This is a genomic window from Prosthecobacter sp., assembly GCF_046154365.1.
Taxonomy (GTDB): domain Bacteria; phylum Verrucomicrobiota; class Verrucomicrobiia; order Verrucomicrobiales; family Verrucomicrobiaceae; genus Prosthecobacter.
Genome location: NZ_JBJXFV010000023.1, coordinates 36,147 through 54,909, shown reverse-complemented (window position 1 = coordinate 54,909; position 18,763 = coordinate 36,147). Strand labels below are relative to the sequence as shown.

At 60.5% G+C, this 18,763-nt stretch carries 17 protein-coding genes; 9 read left to right on the top strand and 8 right to left on the bottom strand.

Annotated elements, in window-relative coordinates; genetic code table 11:
• Positions 1-23: 23 nt before the first annotated feature.
• Positions 24-1,454, bottom strand: a complete 1,431-nt coding sequence (locus ACKVY0_RS03130) for a protein adenylyltransferase SelO (protein ID WP_409213334.1) — start codon at positions 1,452-1,454, stop codon at positions 24-26.
• Positions 1,455-1,574: 120 nt separating this feature from the next.
• Between ACKVY0_RS03130 and ACKVY0_RS03125 the strand changes: the two genes are divergently transcribed.
• From ACKVY0_RS03125 to ACKVY0_RS03095, 7 genes are all read left to right on the top strand, one after another.
• Positions 1,575-2,036: a hypothetical protein gene (locus ACKVY0_RS03125; RefSeq protein WP_409213333.1), complete on the top strand. Its 462-nt coding sequence runs from the start codon at positions 1,575-1,577 to the stop codon at positions 2,034-2,036.
• Between the two features lie 59 nt (positions 2,037-2,095).
• A complete protein-coding gene (locus ACKVY0_RS03120; RefSeq protein ID WP_409213332.1) occupies positions 2,096-2,992 on the top strand; it encodes a metal ABC transporter substrate-binding protein in 897 nt (298 codons plus the stop codon).
• Between the two features lie 2 nt (positions 2,993-2,994).
• Positions 2,995-3,420 carry a hypothetical protein gene (locus ACKVY0_RS03115; RefSeq protein WP_409213331.1) on the top strand — a complete coding sequence of 142 codons (426 nt, stop codon included), beginning with the start codon at positions 2,995-2,997 and terminating at the stop codon, positions 3,418-3,420.
• Positions 3,417-4,214 carry a metal ABC transporter ATP-binding protein gene (locus tag ACKVY0_RS03110; RefSeq protein WP_409213330.1) on the top strand — a complete coding sequence of 266 codons (798 nt, stop codon included), beginning with the start codon at positions 3,417-3,419 and terminating at the stop codon, positions 4,212-4,214. The genes ACKVY0_RS03115 and ACKVY0_RS03110 overlap by 4 nt, the downstream gene beginning before the upstream one ends.
• Positions 4,215-4,228: 14 nt before the next feature.
• A complete protein-coding gene (locus ACKVY0_RS03105) occupies positions 4,229-5,077 on the top strand; it encodes a metal ABC transporter permease (RefSeq protein WP_409213329.1) in 849 nt (282 codons plus the stop codon).
• A 453-nt stretch (positions 5,078-5,530) separates the two neighbouring features.
• Complete coding sequence (locus tag ACKVY0_RS03100; RefSeq protein WP_409213328.1) at positions 5,531-5,743, top strand: hypothetical protein; 213 nt, start codon at positions 5,531-5,533, stop codon at positions 5,741-5,743.
• A 236-nt stretch (positions 5,744-5,979) separates the two neighbouring features.
• Positions 5,980-6,363, top strand: coding sequence for a hypothetical protein (locus ACKVY0_RS03095; RefSeq protein WP_409213327.1), 384 nt, complete (start codon positions 5,980-5,982; stop codon positions 6,361-6,363).
• Positions 6,364-6,696: 333 nt separating this feature from the next.
• Here ACKVY0_RS03095 and pstB (ACKVY0_RS03090) read toward each other — a convergent pair whose 3' ends face one another.
• The 5 genes from pstB (ACKVY0_RS03090) to ACKVY0_RS03070 all read right to left on the bottom strand — a co-directional run bounded on the left by pstB (ACKVY0_RS03090) (position 6,697) and on the right by ACKVY0_RS03070 (position 12,509).
• Entirely contained in the window at positions 6,697-7,488 is a 792-nt protein-coding gene (gene pstB, locus ACKVY0_RS03090; protein WP_409213326.1) for a phosphate ABC transporter ATP-binding protein PstB, read from the bottom strand.
• Positions 7,489-7,526: 38 nt separating this feature from the next.
• Positions 7,527-8,315: a phosphate ABC transporter ATP-binding protein PstB gene (pstB, locus tag ACKVY0_RS03085; protein ID WP_409213325.1), complete on the bottom strand. Its 789-nt coding sequence runs from the start codon at positions 8,313-8,315 to the stop codon at positions 7,527-7,529.
• 14 nt (positions 8,316-8,329) lie between these two features.
• Positions 8,330-9,505, bottom strand: coding sequence for a phosphate ABC transporter permease PstA (gene pstA, locus ACKVY0_RS03080; RefSeq protein ID WP_409213324.1), 1,176 nt, complete (start codon positions 9,503-9,505; stop codon positions 8,330-8,332).
• Positions 9,506-9,672: 167 nt separating this feature from the next.
• Positions 9,673-11,607: a phosphate ABC transporter permease subunit PstC gene (gene pstC / locus ACKVY0_RS03075; protein ID WP_409213323.1), complete on the bottom strand. Its 1,935-nt coding sequence runs from the start codon at positions 11,605-11,607 to the stop codon at positions 9,673-9,675.
• A 95-nt stretch (positions 11,608-11,702) separates the two neighbouring features.
• Positions 11,703-12,509 carry a PstS family phosphate ABC transporter substrate-binding protein gene (locus ACKVY0_RS03070; protein WP_409213322.1) on the bottom strand — a complete coding sequence of 269 codons (807 nt, stop codon included), beginning with the start codon at positions 12,507-12,509 and terminating at the stop codon, positions 11,703-11,705.
• A 300-nt stretch (positions 12,510-12,809) separates the two neighbouring features.
• Here ACKVY0_RS03070 and ACKVY0_RS03065 point away from each other — a divergent pair, with 300 nt between their 5' ends.
• Together ACKVY0_RS03065 and ACKVY0_RS03060 are read left to right on the top strand one after the other, a co-directional pair.
• Complete coding sequence (locus ACKVY0_RS03065; RefSeq protein WP_409213321.1) at positions 12,810-14,351, top strand: porin; 1,542 nt, start codon at positions 12,810-12,812, stop codon at positions 14,349-14,351.
• Positions 14,352-14,510: 159 nt separating this feature from the next.
• Positions 14,511-15,338, top strand: coding sequence for a hypothetical protein (locus ACKVY0_RS03060; protein ID WP_409213320.1), 828 nt, complete (start codon positions 14,511-14,513; stop codon positions 15,336-15,338).
• A gap of 91 nt (positions 15,339-15,429) precedes the next feature.
• Here ACKVY0_RS03060 and ACKVY0_RS03055 read toward each other — a convergent pair whose 3' ends face one another.
• A complete protein-coding gene (locus tag ACKVY0_RS03055) occupies positions 15,430-17,976 on the bottom strand; it encodes a DUF6600 domain-containing protein (protein WP_409213319.1) in 2,547 nt (848 codons plus the stop codon).
• 55 nt (positions 17,977-18,031) lie between these two features.
• Entirely contained in the window at positions 18,032-18,709 is a 678-nt protein-coding gene (locus tag ACKVY0_RS03050; protein ID WP_409213318.1) for a UDP-N-acetylglucosamine diphosphorylase, read from the bottom strand.
• Between the last annotated feature and the right edge of the window lie 54 nt (positions 18,710-18,763).

Genomic DNA, 18,763 nt, shown 5'->3' with positions numbered 1-18,763 from the left:
CACCTTCGCATCAAAAAGTTCGTTCAAGTTCCGCAGAACGTCTGATACCCGGTTAAATCCGCAGACTCGCTGAACTCCGGCAAATCCTGCGTGTGATCAAACGGTGCGGCCAGCACCGTCAGCAACCGCTTCATCGGATTGAGATCGCCATGCTCCGAGGCGGCGGCCAGCGTCTCCTCAACCTTGTGATTGCGGGGAATGAAGGCGGGATTGCTGCGACGCATCAGATCAGTCACATCACTGGCCGATTGCGGCTGGCGTTTGAGCCGTTCGGACCACTGCTGCTGCCATTCCCTCGGCTCAATGCGGCCATTCGTCAGATCGCGGAAGGTATTCGTGAAATCCGCCTTCGTCTCACGCATCCAATCAAGCAGCGTTTGAATCAAAGCCTTGTCTTCACTCTCCTCGGTGAAGAGTCCCAGCTTCGCCCGCATGCCCGCGAGCCAGTGGCGCTTGAAGCGCCCCTCAAAACTCCCAATCGCCTCGTTCGCGATCTCGATGGCCTGTTTTTCATCGTCGTGAAACAACGGCAGCATCGCCTCGGCCAGGCGCGCGAGATTCCACTGCGCGATGTGCGGCTGGTTGCCATAGGCGTAGCGGCCATTGCGATCAATCGAGCTGAAGACCGTGGCCGGATCATACGCGTCCATGAACGCGCACGGTCCATAGTCGATCGTCTCGCCGCTGAGCGCCATGTTGTCCGTGTTCATCACGCCATGGATGAAGCCGACGTGCATCCACTGCGCGATCAGCGCCGCCTGCCGCTCCATCACCGCCTCAAAGAATGCTGCGTAGCCGCCTTCGACCTCCGGAAAATGCCGCTGCATCGTATGATCTGCCAGCGCTCGCAGTTCCGCTTTGTCGCCACGAGCCGTCGCATACTCAAACGTGCCGACACGAATGTGACTGGCCGCTACGCGAGTCAGCACCGCTCCTGGCTGCGACTCCTGGCGGAAGACGTTTTCACCCGTCGTCACTACCGCGAGGCTGCGCGTGGTCGGAATGCCCAGCGCGTGCATCGCCTCGCTGATGATGTATTCACGCAGCATCGGCCCCAATGCCGCACGACCATCGCCACGACGCGAAAACGGCGTCGGTCCCGGTCCTTTGAGCTGGATGTCAAACCGTGCGCCGCTTGGCGTGATCTGCTCGCCAAGCAAAATGGCGCGTCCATCCCCCAGCATCGTGAAATGCGCGTATTGATGCCCCGCATAGGCCTGCGCCAGCGGTTCCGCTCCCGGCGGTAGTTCATTGCCCGCAAAGATCGCCGCATCATCCAACGCATCCGCATTCAGCCCCAAAGTCTCCGCCAGCGGCCGATTCAGCACCACCATCTTCGGCTCAGGCACAGGCGTCGGATCGACCCGCACATGAAACGACTGCGGCAGTCGTGCATAGGAATGATCCAACCGCCAGCCGGCCGGTGAACTGAGTGTGTCAGGTGTGTTGGGCATGCAGACCTTGTAGCGCGGAATTCCGATTCCGCGAAGCAGACGAACTCAGCAGCGGCGTTTCCTGCCAAAAAAACCTCCTCAATCTTTGCCAACCGGGCTTCCCGTGCAAAATGCCGCCGAATGGCCACCAAACGCCCCAAAAAAGCCACCCGCGCCGAGCTTGAGCTGAAACAGCTCATTGCGGCGGAAGCCCCCGCCGACCTGCGGCAGATCCAAGCCGTGCTTGGCAAAGTGCAGATCGCCATCGCCGACTACCTGAAATCCGGCGCACCGCTCAAGATCACGCTCAACCCCGTCGAAATCCTCAGCGCCATCGAAGCCGCCATCCGCGAGGCCGAAGGACACCCCAGCCCCTGGCCCGACGGCGCCGACGCCCGCACCTTCTTCATCCACGGCCTCTACGACGACCTCATTCAGCAGCCCAGCAACATCTTCGAAACCAAACGCTTCCCCGACGGCACCGACCGCTACCTCCCCATCAGCCCCGCCACCTGGAAAGCCTGCCTCGAAAAACTGCGCTGCCAGATTATTGAGGCGGGACTGAAAATCGCGAAGCGGGAAGCGGCCAAGCGTAAAGCCTAATTCGCAATCAAGTTGCAACAACGGCATGCGGCGGTTATGGATAAGCAACCCGCCACGCCATGAAAACCTTCCTCGCAGCCTTTGCGCTGTCTCTCGCCATCGGCCAGGCCGCTCCGCTGAAAGTCGCCTCGCTGCATCCTCTCGTGGCCGATCTCGCACGGCAGGTCGGCGGCGCGAATGTCGAAGTCATCGAAATCCTCAAGCCAGGCGGTGACATCCATCACTTTGAGCCAGCCCCCAAGGACATCGCCGCGATGCGTGGCTCCAAATTGCTGCTCGCCTCCGGCAAGGAACTCGAAACCTACCTCGACAAGCTGCGCGACAGCCTCGGCGCGAGCATCAAGCTTGTCGAAGTCGGCGAAAAAATCCCCTCCATCCCTTACGTCTGCAATCACGATCATGGCGATGGCGACCATGATCACCACCACGGCCAGTTCGACCCGCACTGGTGGCACAGCGCCGAAAACATGAAGCGCGCCGCCCGCATCGTGGCCGATGAACTCACCGCCGCCGATCCCGCGAACGCCGCCGCTTACGAAGCCGGTGCCAAAGCCGCCTCCAAGCGCTTCGGCGAACTCAAAGTCTGGGCGCAGAAGGAAATCGCCAAAATCTCCCGCGCGGACCGCAAACTCGTCACCGCGCATGCTGCCTTCGGTTACTTCTGCAAGGAGTTCGGCTTTGAACCCATCTCGCTCCTCGGCGTCGGCCGCAGCGATGATGCCGACTCGAAACACGTCGCCGAAACCATCGCCGAAATCCGCGAGCATGGCATCAAGGCCGTCTTTCCTGAAGATCAGGCCAATCCCAAAGTCCTCGCCGAGATCGCCCGTAGCACCGGTGTGAAGATCGGCGAGCCGCTCATCGCCGACGGCACCGCCAAAATCGCCCACACTTTTGAAACGATGCTCGCGCACAACGTCCGCGCCCTCGTCGCTGCTCTTGCTCCCGTGAAATAATCATGCGTGGCTTCCCGCCCATTCAGATTTTCCTGCTCTGCCTCGCCTTCATCGTGCTGGCGGTGCCGCTGAGCCATCTCACCGGGAACACCAGCAACGCCAAGGTCATCAAAGTCGCCGCCAAAGAAGCCAACAGCGTGAAAGCGCTGCTGCGACTGCGTTTCGCTCACCAACCGAGCACGCTGAGCCTCAAGATCGCCGACAAGGAGCTGATCACGACCACCGACGCTTCACCGCTCGAACTCGATGCCGTGCTGCCTTCCACCAAAGAAGGCGTCGATGTCTTCCTGAGCGCCACTTGGCCGGATAACACGCCCGACACAGCCCTCACGCTCGAACTTGAACCCGACGGCCTCGAAGCACGCAGCCAGACACGCTGGTCCGCCGCAGGCAGTCTCGATGAAGTCATCACCTTCTCCTGGAAATGAGCGCCGTAGCCACGCATGACAAAACCAAGGAGCACGTCTGCTGGGGTGGTGGTTGTGAGCACACGCAGCATCACAAACTCGAAGTCGTTGATTTGAGTGTGCAGTATCAGGAAGTGCGGGCGCTCGAAAAAATCCACTTCGCCACCGAATGCGGTCGCAGTATGGCCCTCATCGGCCCGAACGGCGCGGGTAAGAGCACGCTGCTCAAATCTCTCGCCGGACTCATCCCTGGCGACACCGGCAAGATCCTCTGGCGCGGCAAACCACTCACCCGCAGCAGCCATGAAATCGCCTACCTGCCGCAGCGTGGCGACATCGACTGGAACTTCCCCATCACCGTGCGCGGCCTCGTCGAAATGGGCCGCTACCCGAATCTCGGCTGGTGGCGGCAGTATTCGCGTCACGACGCCGAAATCGTCGAGCGCGCGCTCACCAGCATGGAACTGCGCGATCTCCAGGACCGCCAGATCAGCGCCCTCTCCGGCGGCCAGCAGCAGCGCGCTTTCATCGCCCGTGCCCTCGCTCAAGAAGCCCACGTCCTGCTACTCGACGAACCCTTCACCGGCCTCGACAAGCCCGCGCAGGAAAATCTGAGCCGACTCTTCAAAGAACTCACCGCCGAAGGCCGCCTGCTCATCGCCAGCCATCACGATCTGCAAACCGTCACCGGCAACTTCGACGACGTCCTCCTCATCCGCCGCCATCAAATCGCCTTCGGCCCAGTCGCCGATTCCTTCACGCCTGCCAACGTGTCCCGCGCCTACGACAACCCGGATCAAGCATCCAGCAACTAGCATCCAGCCACCAGATGCCCACGATCACCGACTTCCTTGCCGAACCCATCGCCAAACGCGCGCTGCTCGCGTGTTTGATGATCGGTTTCTCCAACGGCTTCGTCAGCGCGTTCGTCGTGCTGCGGAAATCTGCGCTCAAGATCGGCACCATCTCGCATTCATTGCTGCCAGGCCTCGCTGTCGCCGTGTTGATCGCCGGACTCTCGCAATGGAGCGCCCTCATCGGAGCCATCTTCGCCGCACTCATCGTCGGCCTTGGCTCCATCTTCCTCTCGCGCACTTCCAGGCTCGATCAAGATACCGCCATGGGCGTGCTATACACCACCGCCTTCGCCGCCGGCCTGCTCATCCTCAAAAACCTCGATGTGCGCCAGAAGCTCGATGAATGGCTCTTCGGCAGCATCATCGGCATGGCCGACTCCGACCTGTGGATCGCCTTCGGCATCAGTGCCATCGCCGTCATCACCCTCACCACGCTGCAACGACCTCTGCTCATCTATCTCTTCGAGCCCAACATCGCCGCCAGCCTCGGCGTGCCCGTGCGCTTGCTGAACTACGCCACCTTCGCCGTCACCATCCTCGTGCTCGTGTCCTCGCTGCAAGCCGTCGGCTGCATCCTCAGCGTCGGCCTCATGGTCGCTCCCGCCGCCACGATTTATCTTCTCACCAACAACGCCCGCACGCTCTTCTGGGGCGGCGGCATCCTCGGTGCCGTCGGCTCAGTCGCTGCCTTTTTCATCTCCTACCCGCTCGGCTGGAGCGTCAGCGCCACCATCATCGTCGTGCTCGGCAGCTTCTTCTTCCTCGCCTACATCTTCAGCCCGAAATACGGCCTGTTCAGCAGGCGCCGAGGCGTGGCCTAGTTGGCCTGTTGCTGTGCAACAGGCCTCCGTTCGCCAGTTCAGCGCAACTGGACTACTTTACTTGGCCGGCAGCACGCTCCGCAAACACCCGCCACATGCGGACCCTGTCCTAGCGTCCGCCGTCAGCCCCTCATTCCCGGCTGACAAAACCTCAATACTTTGCCTTGCTGAAGCGCCTTGCTGAAGCGCCTTGAGGAAGTGGCGACGAAGGATTGGCTGGCAGTGCTGCGGGAGGGAAAGTAGTGCTGAGCTTTAGCTCGCACGGGCATGGTTCGCGTGAGAAGGGATCGCCCTGGCCTGCCACGCTTTCACGAGCTGAAGCTCATGACTACTTTGCCTTGCTGAAACGCCTGGAGGAAGTGGCGACGAAGGATTGGCTGGCAGTGCTGCGGGAGAGCACGAAGAAATGACGGCCCATTTGCCAGCGGCAGGCGGTTGCTTCATACTCCCACCATGTCAGTCGCCCAAGTCACCCAGGAGATCGCCCAGATGACGGAGGATGAGCAGTTCCATGTGGCTGCGTTCCTCCAGCACCTCGTTGATGAGCGTGATCCGAATCACGCTGCTGCGATGGCTGCGGCAAACCGTCGGATGGACGAGGGGCAGAAAGTTTCGTTTGAGGAACTCGTCCAGAGACATGAGGCCCTGGAGCGGCAGGGAAAATAAGTCATGACCTCGGCACCGAAACTCGTGCTGGATGGTGAGGCTGTTGAGACTTTGCTGGCGCTGCCACCAGCAGCTCGGCGGCGGGTCTTGAGTGTCCTTGAGCAACTTCGTCACGAGCACCCCCGAACCACCGAAGATTTCTCTGAAACGGATCTAGTGGTCGACATCACCAAAGTTGACGGGTAATGTGTTTAATGCTTCTTAACAATTTCATTTGTCAGTGGTATAGGTCTCGGATGAAGAAATATCGCATCCGTCTGACCCCTGAAGAACGTGCTGAACTCGAAACCTTTGTCGCCAAGGGCAACGGCGCGGTGACCAAAAGGCAACATGCTCATATCTTGTTGGCAGCAGCTGCCACCGGTCCCAACGGTGAGTGTCTCGACGAGGAGATTGTCCGTGTTTTGAGCGTCTCGATCTCGACCATTGACCGGGTTGCTTTTACGCCAGTGCCTGAATCGGCGCATCGCAAGCAAGGAACTCATGGAAACAGAGGCCACGGCTTGGGCAACCCGGCGAAACAAAGGCCAGTGCGGCACCGACTGGAGATTCACGACAAAAGATGCACTTATCAAACTCAAGCGTCTTTACCCAGCAGCTCTGATGGTTTGAACCACTAGCCCCAATGCCGTTAAGCAATCCTGCAACGAACGCCGAACTGGCCCCTCACCTAACCTTTCGCTTCGCGGCGCTTCGCTAGCCCCGAAGCTCGCCTGTTTGCGCAACACGTTTCTCGCGGGGAGAGGGACCTGAATACCGTGCGCCAGCGTCAGGCTCCCTCTCCCCGGCGCGAGACTTGTTTTGCGTTTGGCTTTCTTTCCGGGGAGAGGGTCGGGGTGAGGGGCCAGATTTGCACCTGGGAATAGGGGCGTCATTATTGCTTAACGGCATTGGGGCTAAAGCTCCCTGCCCGCAGTGCTGCGCGGAGCGTTGCAGGCGGGGGCACTACTTTCTCACGTCAGACGGCCGGTGATGTAGGATTCAGTCAGTGGGTTGCCGGGATGGTTGAAGATGGTCATCGTGTCGTCCTCCTCGATCAATTTGCCTTTGTAGAAGAACGCGGTGCGGTCGGCGATGCGTTTGGCCTGCTCCATGTTGTGCGTGACGATGACGAAGGTGTACTGGCCGCGCAGTTGATGAATCAGCTCCTCGATGCGTGCGGTGGCGATGGGATCGAGCGCGGCGCAGGGTTCATCCATCAGCAGGATGCGCGGCTGCAAGGCGATGGCACGCGCGATGCACAAGCGCTGCTGCTGGCCGCCGGAAAGGCCGGTGGCCATCTCGTGGAGGCGGTCTTTGACCTCATCCCACAGCGCGGCGGCCTTGAGGCTGCGTTCGGCGGCTTCTTCGAGGTCGTGGCGGTCCTTGATGCCGGCGACACGCAGGCCATAGACGGCGTTTTCAAAGATGGAACGCGGGAAGGGATTGTACTTCTGGAACACCATGCCGACATTGCGGCGCAGGTTGATGACATCGACGTTCGGAGCGTACAAATCGACGCCGTCGATCTTGATCTGGCCGCTGACGACTCGGGCGGACTCAACGAGGTCGTTGATGCGGTTGATGGAGCGAATGAGCGTGCTCTTGCCGCAGCCGGAGGGGCCGATGAGCGCGGTCACATCTTCGCGGCGCATGTGCAGATCGACATCGAAGAGCACTTGGTGGTCGCCGTAGGCGTAGTTGAACTTCTCCACCTGGATGAGAGGTGGTTCTGCGAGTTCGGTGCTGGTGGGTGTGGCGGGCAAAAAGTGCTCAGTGCTTAGTGCTCAGTTCAGAGCGGGGGTTAACTGAAGGTGCCGCGCAGATAGGCTTCGGTGAGCTTTTCGCGGGGATTGGTGAAGAGTTCTTCGGTGGGAGAGAATTCGACAAGTTTGCCGAGGTGCAGGAAGGCGGTGAAGTCGGAGATGCGCACGGCCTGTTGCATGTTGTGCGTGACGATGACGATGGTGTACTCGCGTGCGAGCTGGCTCATGAGTTCTTCAATTTTCAGCGTCGAGATCGGATCGAGTGCTGAACACGGTTCGTCCATGAGCAGCACGTCAGGGAGTGTGGCGATGGCGCGGGCGATGCAGAGACGTTGCTGCTGGCCGCCGGAGAGGGCGAGGGCGTTGGCGCTGAGGCGGTCCTTCAATTCATCCCACAGCGCAGCGTGACGCAGCGAGCGTTCAACGGCTTCATCGAGCACGTTTTTGTTCTTCTCGCCGTGGATGCGCAGGCCGTAAGCGACGTTCTCGTAGATGCTCTTGGGGAAGGGATTCGACTTCTGGAACACCATGCCGACCTGCTTGCGGAGCTGGGTGAGATCGACATCGGCGTCGTGGATGTTTTTGCCTTTCACCAGCACTTCGCCCTTGGTGACGCGGGCGCTGGGCACGCGGTCGTTCATGCGGTTGATGCAGCGCAGCAGCGTGCTTTTGCCGCAGCCGGAGGGGCCGATGAGAGCGGTGACGCGGTGGTATTCGACTTCGAGGTTGATGTCGAAGAGCGCCTTGCTCGCGCCATAGCAAAAATCCATGTCCCGCACCTGGACGACAGGCGGTGGCGTGGTTTTGGCGGTGGAATCGGCGGACATGAGAGGAGAGACGGTTACCAGCGATACTTGGCGCGCAGACGTTTGCGCAGCAGCACCGAACTGGCGGCCAAAGAAGCAACGAGGACGAGGAACACGAAGACGGAGCCGTATTGCGCACGCTCGGAGTATTCGTTCTGCGGGATCTTGGCGGCGAGGGTGTAGATGTGATACGGCAGCGCCTGGACAGATTCGGTGAAGATGCCGAGGAAGCGTGACACGCTCTGCTCCCAATGCGCGAAGATGGACGCGTCCGCAGGCAGCGGCGGGAGGTCTTTTTGCCACGGCAGCTTGTCTTTGAAGGCCAGCGCGGCGGTGAACATGATCGGGGCCGTTTCACCGGCCGCACGAGCGATGCCGAGGATGCTGGAGGTCAAAATGCCGGGCGTGGCGAAGGGCAGCACGCTGTAACGGATCGTCTGCCAGCGTGTGGCACCGAGCGCCATCGAAGTTTCGCGGAAGCCTTGCGGCACGGCCTGCAAGCACTGCTCGCTGGCGGTGATGATGACGGGCAGGATGACGAAGGCGAGCGTGAAGCCGCCTGACAGCACGCAGGTGTCCCAGCCTTCGAAGCTGAGCGTGGTAAAGCCGAGTGGAATGGCGAAGACGGAGCGATCTGCCGGCACATCGACAAACACGGGTGCGGTCAAAACGAAGGCACCGAGGCCAAAGAGGCCGAACACGACGGAGGGAACGCCCGCGAGGTTCAAAATGGCTAGGCGCACCATTTCGAGGAACTTGCCGTGCTTCGCATACTCACTGAGGTAAATCGCGCAGGCGACGCCGAGGAACAATGCGACGCCAACACTGACGATGACGAGCAGTGCGGTGCCGACAATCGGCCCCAGGATGCCGCCGCCGGAGTAGGCGATGGTTTTTTCGGAGCGGAAGTTGTCGCCGAGCTGCTTCTTGATGGCATCGGCACCGTTCACGCCGGTTTCGTAATGGTTGCCCTGCTTGTCTTCGATGACGTGAAGCTGGGACGGCAGCTCGGTGAGGAACTGCGTGTTCACGAAGGGCCACTTGGACTGAAACGTGACGGGCGCACCCTTGATGAAGATGTGCAGCATGATCGCGAGCGTGATGATCACGACGATATAGCTGCCCACGCGCAAGGCCCAGCGCGCGGCGGTTTCGCGCTGCTGGATGCCGGAGTTGTCGCCAGCGAAGGGATTGGTGGGGTCGGGGGGCATTGCTTGAAGAATCGTCCTCGTCCTCCTACTCGAACTCGTCCTCGATCAAAGAGTGACGACGGAGGAGTTGCGGGAAGGAGCGGTTGTGGACGAACGGAGCATGGGATTGGGGCGGAGCGGAAGAATCGAGGACGAGTAGGAGTAGGAGGACGAGTAGGATTGGTGAATCATGCCTTGTGGGGTTCGAAGCGGCGGGCGACGGCACGGGCGCACCAGTTGACGAGCAGCGAGATGGCAAAGAGCACGATGCCGACCATGAAGAGAGCCTGCCAGTGCGAGCTGCCGCGTGAGACTTCGCCGAGTTCCTGCGCGATGATGCCGGTGAGCGTGTGCGCAGGCTGGAAGATGACGCCGGGACCGGCGCTGAAGTCGGGAATGGCGATGCGGTTGCCTGCGACGAGCAAGACGACCATCGTTTCACCGATCACACGCCCAAGACCGAGCAGGATGGCGGAGAGAATGCCCGAAATGCCGGCTGGAACGATGACGCGGAAGACGGTTTGCAGCTTGGTGGCTCCAAGAGCGTCGGAGGCGTCGATGTAGGCCCGTGGGACGTTGTTCAGCGCGTCTTCGGAGAGGCTGAACATTGTCGGCACGGCCATGAAGGCGAGCAGGCAGCCAGCGTTGAACATGTTAAGGCGCTCCTGGATCGGGAAACCGGGCACCCATTGCAGCCAGCTCACTTCGCTGAAGTCTTTGATCAAATTGCCGACGAGCGAGATGCCGATGAAGCCGAGCACGACGGACGGGATGGCCTGAATGAACTCGATGATGGGCTTGATGAGCTCCTTCTCGCGTTCGGAGGCGAACTGGTTCGTGTAGATCGCGGCGATGACGCTGATCGGCGTGGCGATGAGGATGGCGATAAGGGCGATGACAAGCGAACCGGTCAGCAGCGGCACGAAGCCAAAGAAATCCTGCCAGGAGCTGTTGGTGATCCACTGGGAGCCGAAGAAGAACGCGCCAATGACGCTGATCATCGAAACGGGCTTGTCGGAGCGCCATTGATCGAGCTGTGCGGCAGCTTCGCGCATTTCTTGGACATGCACGGGTAGTTTGGCGCGCACATCGGCCAGCATGGCGGTGGCGGCGGGCGTTCCAGCCTCCTGCGGAAGAGAGGCGGAGGCTGTTTCGGCGGCTTTGACGTAGTTTTCGAGTTGCTCGCGCAATTCACCCGATCGTGCGGTGAGTTCCTTGGTACGTTCTTCGAGATTCACCGGTTCGGCAACGGACGCTTCGGCCTCTTTGGTGAGTTTGGCTTTTTTATCCGCATCCTTGGTCTTTGCGGCGGCTTTGAGAAGGCGCTGGCGGTTGGTTTCGAGAGCGTGGAACGCGTCAGCCGCCTTCTTGGTCTCCTTGGCGTGCTCCTTGAGTTCATCGAGCACTTCTTGAAGACCTTCGGGTGCCTCTTCGAATTCCTCCTGGGCGGTGACGAGCCCTTCGAATTTCGTGCGGGCTTCGCGATCTTTGGCGGTAAAGTCGGCGGCGAGGGTTTGCAGGAAGGGCGGAAGATCGCTGACTTCGGGGGTGAGCGCGGCGAACTCGGTCTGAAGCTGTTGCTTCTCCGCTGCGGTGAAGAGATCGGGGTAAACCAGTGATGCAGCGTCTGCGGCGGCTTTCTGCTGTTCGCGGCGCAGAATGTCGAGTTTGTCAGCGGCAGGCGGCGGGGTTTGCTCCAGAGCTTGTTCGAGGGTTTCGCGCTGCTGCGTGGCTTTTTCCTCGGCCTGGTTTTTGAGCAAAAACGCGGCGTCACGGCGGTCGCGGGCGGTTTTGCCGAGCGTGTCGAGCGAACCGCTGACGGACTGGCGCAGGCTGCTGGAGAGCGATTGGTGCTCTTTGAGCGGCTTGTCGATGATGTCACAAAACTCCAGGCCAGCGCGGCGGTAGGTGACGAGTTCGTCGCGATAGGTGGGCAGGAAGTCGATACCCTCGCGCACGAGGAAGATCATGATGAGCACCAGCACGATGACGGCGACGCTGGCATTGCTGCCGAAGAAATACTTGATGACCTGTTGAGGATCCATCCCCAGCACGGTGCGTTTGCGGTTCCTGACGAGCAGGGTGCGCAACGGCGGCCGCGAAGGTGACTCAGAACTGTCCATGCAGGTTATTTCAGCCCTCTAAACAACAATCCGGCGAAGAGAAGCCAGTTCTCCATCGCCGGATTTTGAGAAGGGTCAACCAACGATTGCCTCACTCAGTTGACGAGAACGAAACCGCCTTTGGTGATGATGGCGGCGCCAGCAGGGCTGCGGCAGAAGTCGATGAAGGCCTTCACATTGCCAGTGGGTTCGCCATTCGTGTAGAGGAAAGTGGGGCGGGAGAGCGGGTAGCTCTTCACGGCGGCAGGATTCGGAGCGGCTCCGTCGAGAGACACGATTTTGATGCCCTTGGCGCCCGAGTAGGCATAGCCGATGTAGCCGATGCCGTTGGAGTTGGAGGCCACTTCGGAGACGATCTGCTCGTTGCCGGCCATTTTCTGGCTGTTGGCACCGTATTCGCGGCCTTTCATGGCCATGCCCATGAAGTCCTTGTAGGTGCCGGAGGAGGTATTGCGGGTATAGACGGAGATGGGGCCGGGGGTGCCGCCGACTTCGCTCCAGTCCTTGATGTCACCGGCGAAAATCTGCAAAATTTGCTTCTTTTTGAGGTCGGCGATGGGGTTGTTCTTGTTCACCACGAGGGTGATCATGTCCCAGGCGATCTCGATCTCGTTGATGTCGATGCCCTTGCTGCGGCAGAGCGTGCGCTCGTCGGCTTTGATCTTGCGGGAGGACATGCCGATCTCGGCGGTGCCGGCAGCGAGATTGGTGAAGGCGGTGGAGGAGCCTTCGGCGGCGATGTCAAAGCTGACTTTGCCGCCCTGCTTCTTGAAGCCTTCCGCCAGGGCGGGGACGAGCTTGGCACCGAGGGTGTCCGAACCACGGATGCGGAGGGTGGTCTGGGCCTGAAGCGAGAGCGCTGCGGCGAAGGTGGTGACGAGGGTGAGGATGGCGGTCTTCATGTGGGAGGGTGTGGATGGTATGCGGTCGCGGTTTGCACCGTGCGCCGGTTGTCAGGCGTCGCGACGATATTGAGCGCGGCAGCCAGCGGGTCAAAACACGCTCTGTGACGAAAGCGTCACAGAGCGTGTTTTGAGAGGCGGCGGCCGGCGGTCAATCGGAATACGCTCAAACATGCATCCGTATGTGTCAAAAGCGTCACATTTAGCATCTGGCGAGATTATCAGGTTACAGCCATGTGACACTCGTCCTTGGGCGATGCCGCATCACCTGGGGAGCATTCTCCACTCCACACATCACCCATGCGCATCACACACTCCCGCATCTCTCGCGTGCTGGCTGCTCTCGCAGCAGTCATCATCGCATTGCCACCCTCCCTGCCCATCGTTGCCAGTCCGGCGATGGAAAAACTGTTCTACATTCTGAAATCGAAGGGGTCCCTGACCCAGGATGAGTACGACATGCTCGTCGCCGCTATGCGTGCGGATGAGAAAAAAGGATCGACTGCCGTTGCCCCGGCTTCTGGATCTTCTTCACCTTCACTGGAAAGGCGTCTGGCCCAAACTGAAAGCAAAGTCGGCAACCTCGAAAACGTAATCACCAATACCAAGGGACAGGTCGAGGAGATTTCCAAGATCACCGACAACACCTCGCCAGCAACGATGTCCAAAGCCGACATTGATGTCCTGCTGGCAGACAAGTGGTACGAGCGCCTCAAGTTGAAAGGCTATGTTCAGACCCGTTTGTACAGCTTGCTCGGTGATGACGATGTTCCTGGAGTGAACGTAGCGAATGACCCCTTTGTGAGCGACACGCAGTCCATGGGCATCCGTCGTGGTCGCCTGGTTTTCAGCGGCGACGTCACCAATCATCTCTATCTGTATGCGCAGATGGATTTCTTTGCGGGCGTGGGCTCGACCAGCGGTGGCACCACCACGGCCCTCCAGGCCCGTGACCTGTATGCGGACATCTCGCTGGATCCGGCTCGTGAGTTTCGCTTCCGCCTCGGGCAGTCCAAGGTGCCCTACGGCTGGTCCAACCTGCAATCCTCGCAAAACCGTCTGGCGCTGGAGCGCGCGGATGCGCTGAACTCAGCCGTTGAGGGTGAACGCGACATGGGGGCCTACCTGATCTGGGCACCCTATGAAATTCGCGAACGGTTTAAAAACCTCGTCAAAATGGGCCTGCGCGGCTCCGGCGACTATGGGGTGTTGAGTGCAGGCGTTTACAACGGCACCGGCATCAACAACAACGATAACAACGGCAAGATGCATTACATTGTCCACGCCGCCTATCCCTTTGAGTTCGACAACGGGCAGTTTTTTGAAATCGGTGCCAGCTTTTACACGGGCAATTTCAGGCCTGGCACGGCCGCCATGGGGGCCTTGGCGGCACCCGCCGTCGCCGCCCACGGCGTCCGCGATCAACGCACTGCGGTCAATGCCATCCTCTACCCGCAACCGTTTGGTCTCGAAGCTGAATATACCTGGGGCAAGGGTCCGCAGCTCAGCCCGAACATGCTCACGATTGCCAGCGAAAGCTTGGAAGGCGGCTATATCCAGGCCTGCTATCGCCATGTGTTTCCAAATCAGTCCGAGCTGATCCCCTTCGTGCGCATGCAGTCGTTTGACGGTGCGCGCAAATTCGCCACCAACGCCCCGAAAAACCGCGTGAACGAGGTCGCCTTCGGCATGCGCTATGTGCCTTACCCGGAGTTCGAAATGACGTTCCTGTACTCCAATGGCACCCGCACCAATACCACGGACAATCCTGGCGGACTCGGCCCACGCTATCGCGATGTGAACGTCAGCTACATCGGCATTCAGGCGCAGATCAATTTCTAACCGTCGCACACGACATCGTTTGGTTGGTCAAGGTCGGGCCGGGCGCATCGGGAGATGCGTCCGGCCTCATCATTTCCGAGCGTGATGCGGATGGAAGCAAGGTTGCTTCACTGGAAAAGTTCCATTAGTCTCGGTGCCGCACCCAGTCCTGCGGCTTTCATGGAAACCATTCTCCAGCACATTCTATATGTCGCGGCGGCCATCATCTTTGCCATCGCCTGCCGCTCGTTCGACAACCGCTTCATTCAGAAGCTCGGCTGGCTCGCGCTACTGGGTGCCTCGTATCTCGGCGGCTATTACCTGAGCGGCGACCAGCATCTCGGTGGTCTCGTCTGCCTCAGCTTCTGGTTCATGCTGCCATGGCTGGAAATCATTTTTCGAGTGCGCCGACTGCGTTTCCCGATCAAGAGCGAGGTCAAACACCGCTTCCCGCCCACGCGGGACGTGTTCCCTGAACTCAGCGATCTCAGCAGCGAGGCGGATGACGCCGGCTTCACCGAAGTCGGTGATACCGGCTGGCAGTGGAGCCAGACCGACACCTTCATGCGTCTGTTTTATCATCAGGAAAAACGCACGCAGGCCTCCATCGCTCTCGCGCAGCAGGGCGAGTTCGGCTTTTCGTATGTGAGCCTCACCTCACGGGCCAGCAGCGACGTCACCTTCACCACGACGAACTATCCCTTCGCCGCCACGATGAAGCATTCGCCCAAACACCGGCTGAACCGCTTCACCCACGCCGCCTCGTTTGAGGAACTGCTGGAACGCCACGATGCCTTTCTCCAACACGAAGGCATCCGCCATGAAGACCTCGCGCTCCAGGACACCGAATTTTTGCACGCCTACATCGAGCGCGACATGAGCGCCCAGATCGACCACAACATCACCGCCGGCGTCATCGAACCCACCGGCAACGGCGAATTCCGTTACTCCTGGCGCGGCTGCATCTTCCTCTACTGGCAGGTGGTGAAGGACATGCTGCGGGTGTGAAGCAGCTTGGCTCTCCAGAGCCGAGATCGAGCGTCCATTGGGTGGCAACCACAGACCCAGCGGCTCGGCTCTGGAGAGCCAAGCTACGGGATCACTGCCCCGGCGGTGCTGGCTGCGGCTGATTGCGGGCGGCTTCTGCGGCGGCGCGTGCAGCAGCTTCAGCAGCAGCTCGCTGGGTTTCTTCCTGAGCACGACGGGCGGCTTCCTCCGCCTGACGTTGCGCCATTTCTTGAGCGGCACGTTGAGCGGCTTCTTGCTGGGCACGCATCTGTTCCTCTGCGGCACGGCGTGCCTGCTCCTCAGCCTGACGCTGGGCCATTTCCTGAACGCGGCGCATCTCCGCCTCCTGGGCACGACGGGCGGCTTCTTCGGCCTGACGCTGCGCCATTTCTTGGGCACGACGCTCCTCCTGTTGTTGGGCAAGACGCATCTGCTGCTCTTCCGCAGCCTTGCGGGCGGCTTCTTCTTGCTGGCGCTGCATAGCGGCGGCTTCAGCCTGCTGACGGGCCTTCTCTGCTTCCACAGCGGCTTGTTCGGCTGCCATGCGTTGTTGCGCAGCCAAGGCTTCCCGCTGCTGCTGCATCGCCGCAGCTTCAGCCTGTTGTCGGGCTTTTTCGGCCTCAACTGCCGCTTGTTCAGCGGCCATGCGCTGTTGAGCCGCAAGAGCTTCCCGCTGCTGTGCTTCAGCAGCCTGCATGCGGACTTTTTCGGCATCGGCGGTGGCAGCGACTTGCTCGGCGGCCATTTTGTCGGCGAGGAGGCGTTGCTGTATGGCGGCAGCGGCTTGAGCCTGCTGCTCGGCGGCCATCAAACGCGCTTTTTCAGCTTCGGCGGCTGCGTTGGCGCTGGCAGCCTGATCAGCGGCCATTTTTTCGGCGGCGGCTTGCTGTGCAGCGGTGGCAGCCGCAGGCTGGGGCACTGTTTCGGTCTGAACAGCAGGCGTCACGGCGGGCATGACGACCACGGGCGTCTGAGGAGCTTTTTCCGGCTCTGTTACAGGGGTGACGACCACGGCAGGCGTCTCCGGCTTCATCGATTCAACGGCAGGAACGGTGGCAGGAGCCGCTGGGACCGAGGCGGGTGCTGCACCACTCTCCACAATCTTGGGTTCGGGCGTGGTGATGGCAGTAGGTGGCATGACCACGGCTGGAACGGTCTCGGGCGCAGTGACCGGTTTGGTTTCGACAACGGCGGCAGGTGCCGACGCATCTGCGGCTGCGGGCGTAATCACAGGCGGTGCGACGGTCGGCGCTGGCGCAGTTTCACTCACGGCCACGGCTGGACGCACGGTTTCCCGTTCGGGTGCCGCCCCCTCGGGCCTTGGGTTCCTCTTTTTAGGCGATTCCGCAGGTTGGTCAGCCACTTCGGCGGGCTTCTCGATCACTGGCTGCTGCTGCACCACCGCCGTCGCTTTTTCTTCGGCAATCGTCTCGCGGATCTCTGCGGCCGCACGCTGCGGCACACCTTCAAAACCACTCACGACTTTCGGCTTTTCGATGCGTTCGACGTTCTGCGGACGCACTGGCGGCGCATCGGCTCTGGCAGCAGGAAGTTCGACGATGGCAAGCTCTGGCGCGACTTCGCGATCTGGGCGTCCATCTCGGCGTTCCCGCTGAGGAGGCAGCTCACTCGCAACAGCTACATTCAACTGCCTTTGAGGCACGCGTGCCCCGCTGGAATGCTCCATCTGCGCCCGCGGCGGACCGCCTTGATGTATAAAGACATTGGCGTTTTCGCGGGAATGACCGCCCCGACGCACGATCTGCGTGTTGTTCACGCTGCTTTGAAAAATCGTGACATTCTGCGTTACAGGCGCGCACACCGTCGTGTAGCTCGGACGCACGAAGTGATTCGTGGTGATGAAGGTGTAGCTGCTCGGTCCGAGATTGTACTGCGAATCGCAATCGCGATACACCCCGCTGTAGCTGCCGCGTTCTGGCGGCAGCGGTGCCCAGCCGACGTGATCGCGGCTCTGCCGCCAAGCGACCCATGCGGGAGCCCAATCACTGCCGGGCACCCATACCCAGCCGTAGCGCGAGAGATTTACCCAACGGCCATAATGATACGTCGCCCAGCCAAACGGTTCGTTCGACTGCCACGTCCAGCCCAGCGACGACCACACCCAGCAGCCATCCACATACGGCCGCCAGCCCTGCGACCCCGTGAGCGTCGGCCGCCAGCAATAGCCGTAGCCGTTCACATCCATCCAACGGCCAAAGGGGGCGAGGCGCTCATAGAACATCGAGTAATCACGCGGCACCGAAACCTGCGGCGGCACGCTGGAGGCGATGCGTTGCGTGATCACGTTGCTCTGCCGCCGTGCGGCCTCCGCCTGCACTCGCAGATCGTCGTTCTGTTGCTTCAAAGCATCGAGCGAACCGCGCAGTTCGGCGTTTTCACGATCCTTGAGCGCTTGTCCCATTTCAGCGAGCTGCTTTTCCATCAGCGCGGTCTTCGTCTCGATCTCCAGGGCCTGTCGCTGCAAGGCATCGCGTGCCTCGGCAAGCTGGTTTTCCGCTTCGGCGGTGATTGGCACGACCACTGCAGCTTCAGCAGCTGCGGGCGGCGTGGATTGGTCACAACTGGCGAGTGGCAGTAGCGCTGTGACGACAAAAAGGGAACGGAGTCGGGCATTCATGGGCTAGGTGATACGACTCTGACGCCACACACGCGCTTGTATTCAACCTTCGCCCTTACTTCCTCCGCTTCACTACCTGCTGCGTCTGCCGCGTCTTCAGCATGAGATCAGACTCCAGCACACCGCTGAAATGCGTCAGCGGATACACGATGCTCCGCCGCCCGATGATGCTGCCGGGGCTGATCACGCTGTTGCAGCCGATCTCCGCGTAGTCGCCAATGATCGCGCCGAATTTTCGCAGTCCGGTGGGGATGATGTCGGTGTCCGTCTTGACGGTGACTTCGAGTCGGTCGAGGCGAACATTGGAAAGGATCACTCCTGCCGCCAGATGCGCCTTGTGGCCGAGGATCGAGTCGCCCACGTAGTTGTAGTGCGGCACCTCACAGCCGTCGAAAATCACGCAGTTCTTGAATTCGCACGAATTTCCGAGCACACAGCCGTCGCCGATGATCACGTTCTCACGGATGTAACAACCTGCGCGAAGCTGGCAGTTCCGCCCGATCCAAGCGGGGCCTTTGATCACCACTCCTGGCTCCAGCGTCGTGCCTTCATCAATGAACACATCCTCGCCGATGAACGCCCCCGGCGGCACCTGCACGCGAATCTCGCGTTGCAGCCGGAACTCCAGATATGACTCGATCCGCGTCAGCGCCGTCCACACCGGCGAGTCATCCGGGAACAGGATGCCATGCTTCGTGTGAGTGAGATCGAGGTAGTCGCAGGCGGGAAACACAGAACAAAAAGTGCTCAGTGTTCAGTGCTCAGTTGAACCCAGTGTCATGGACAT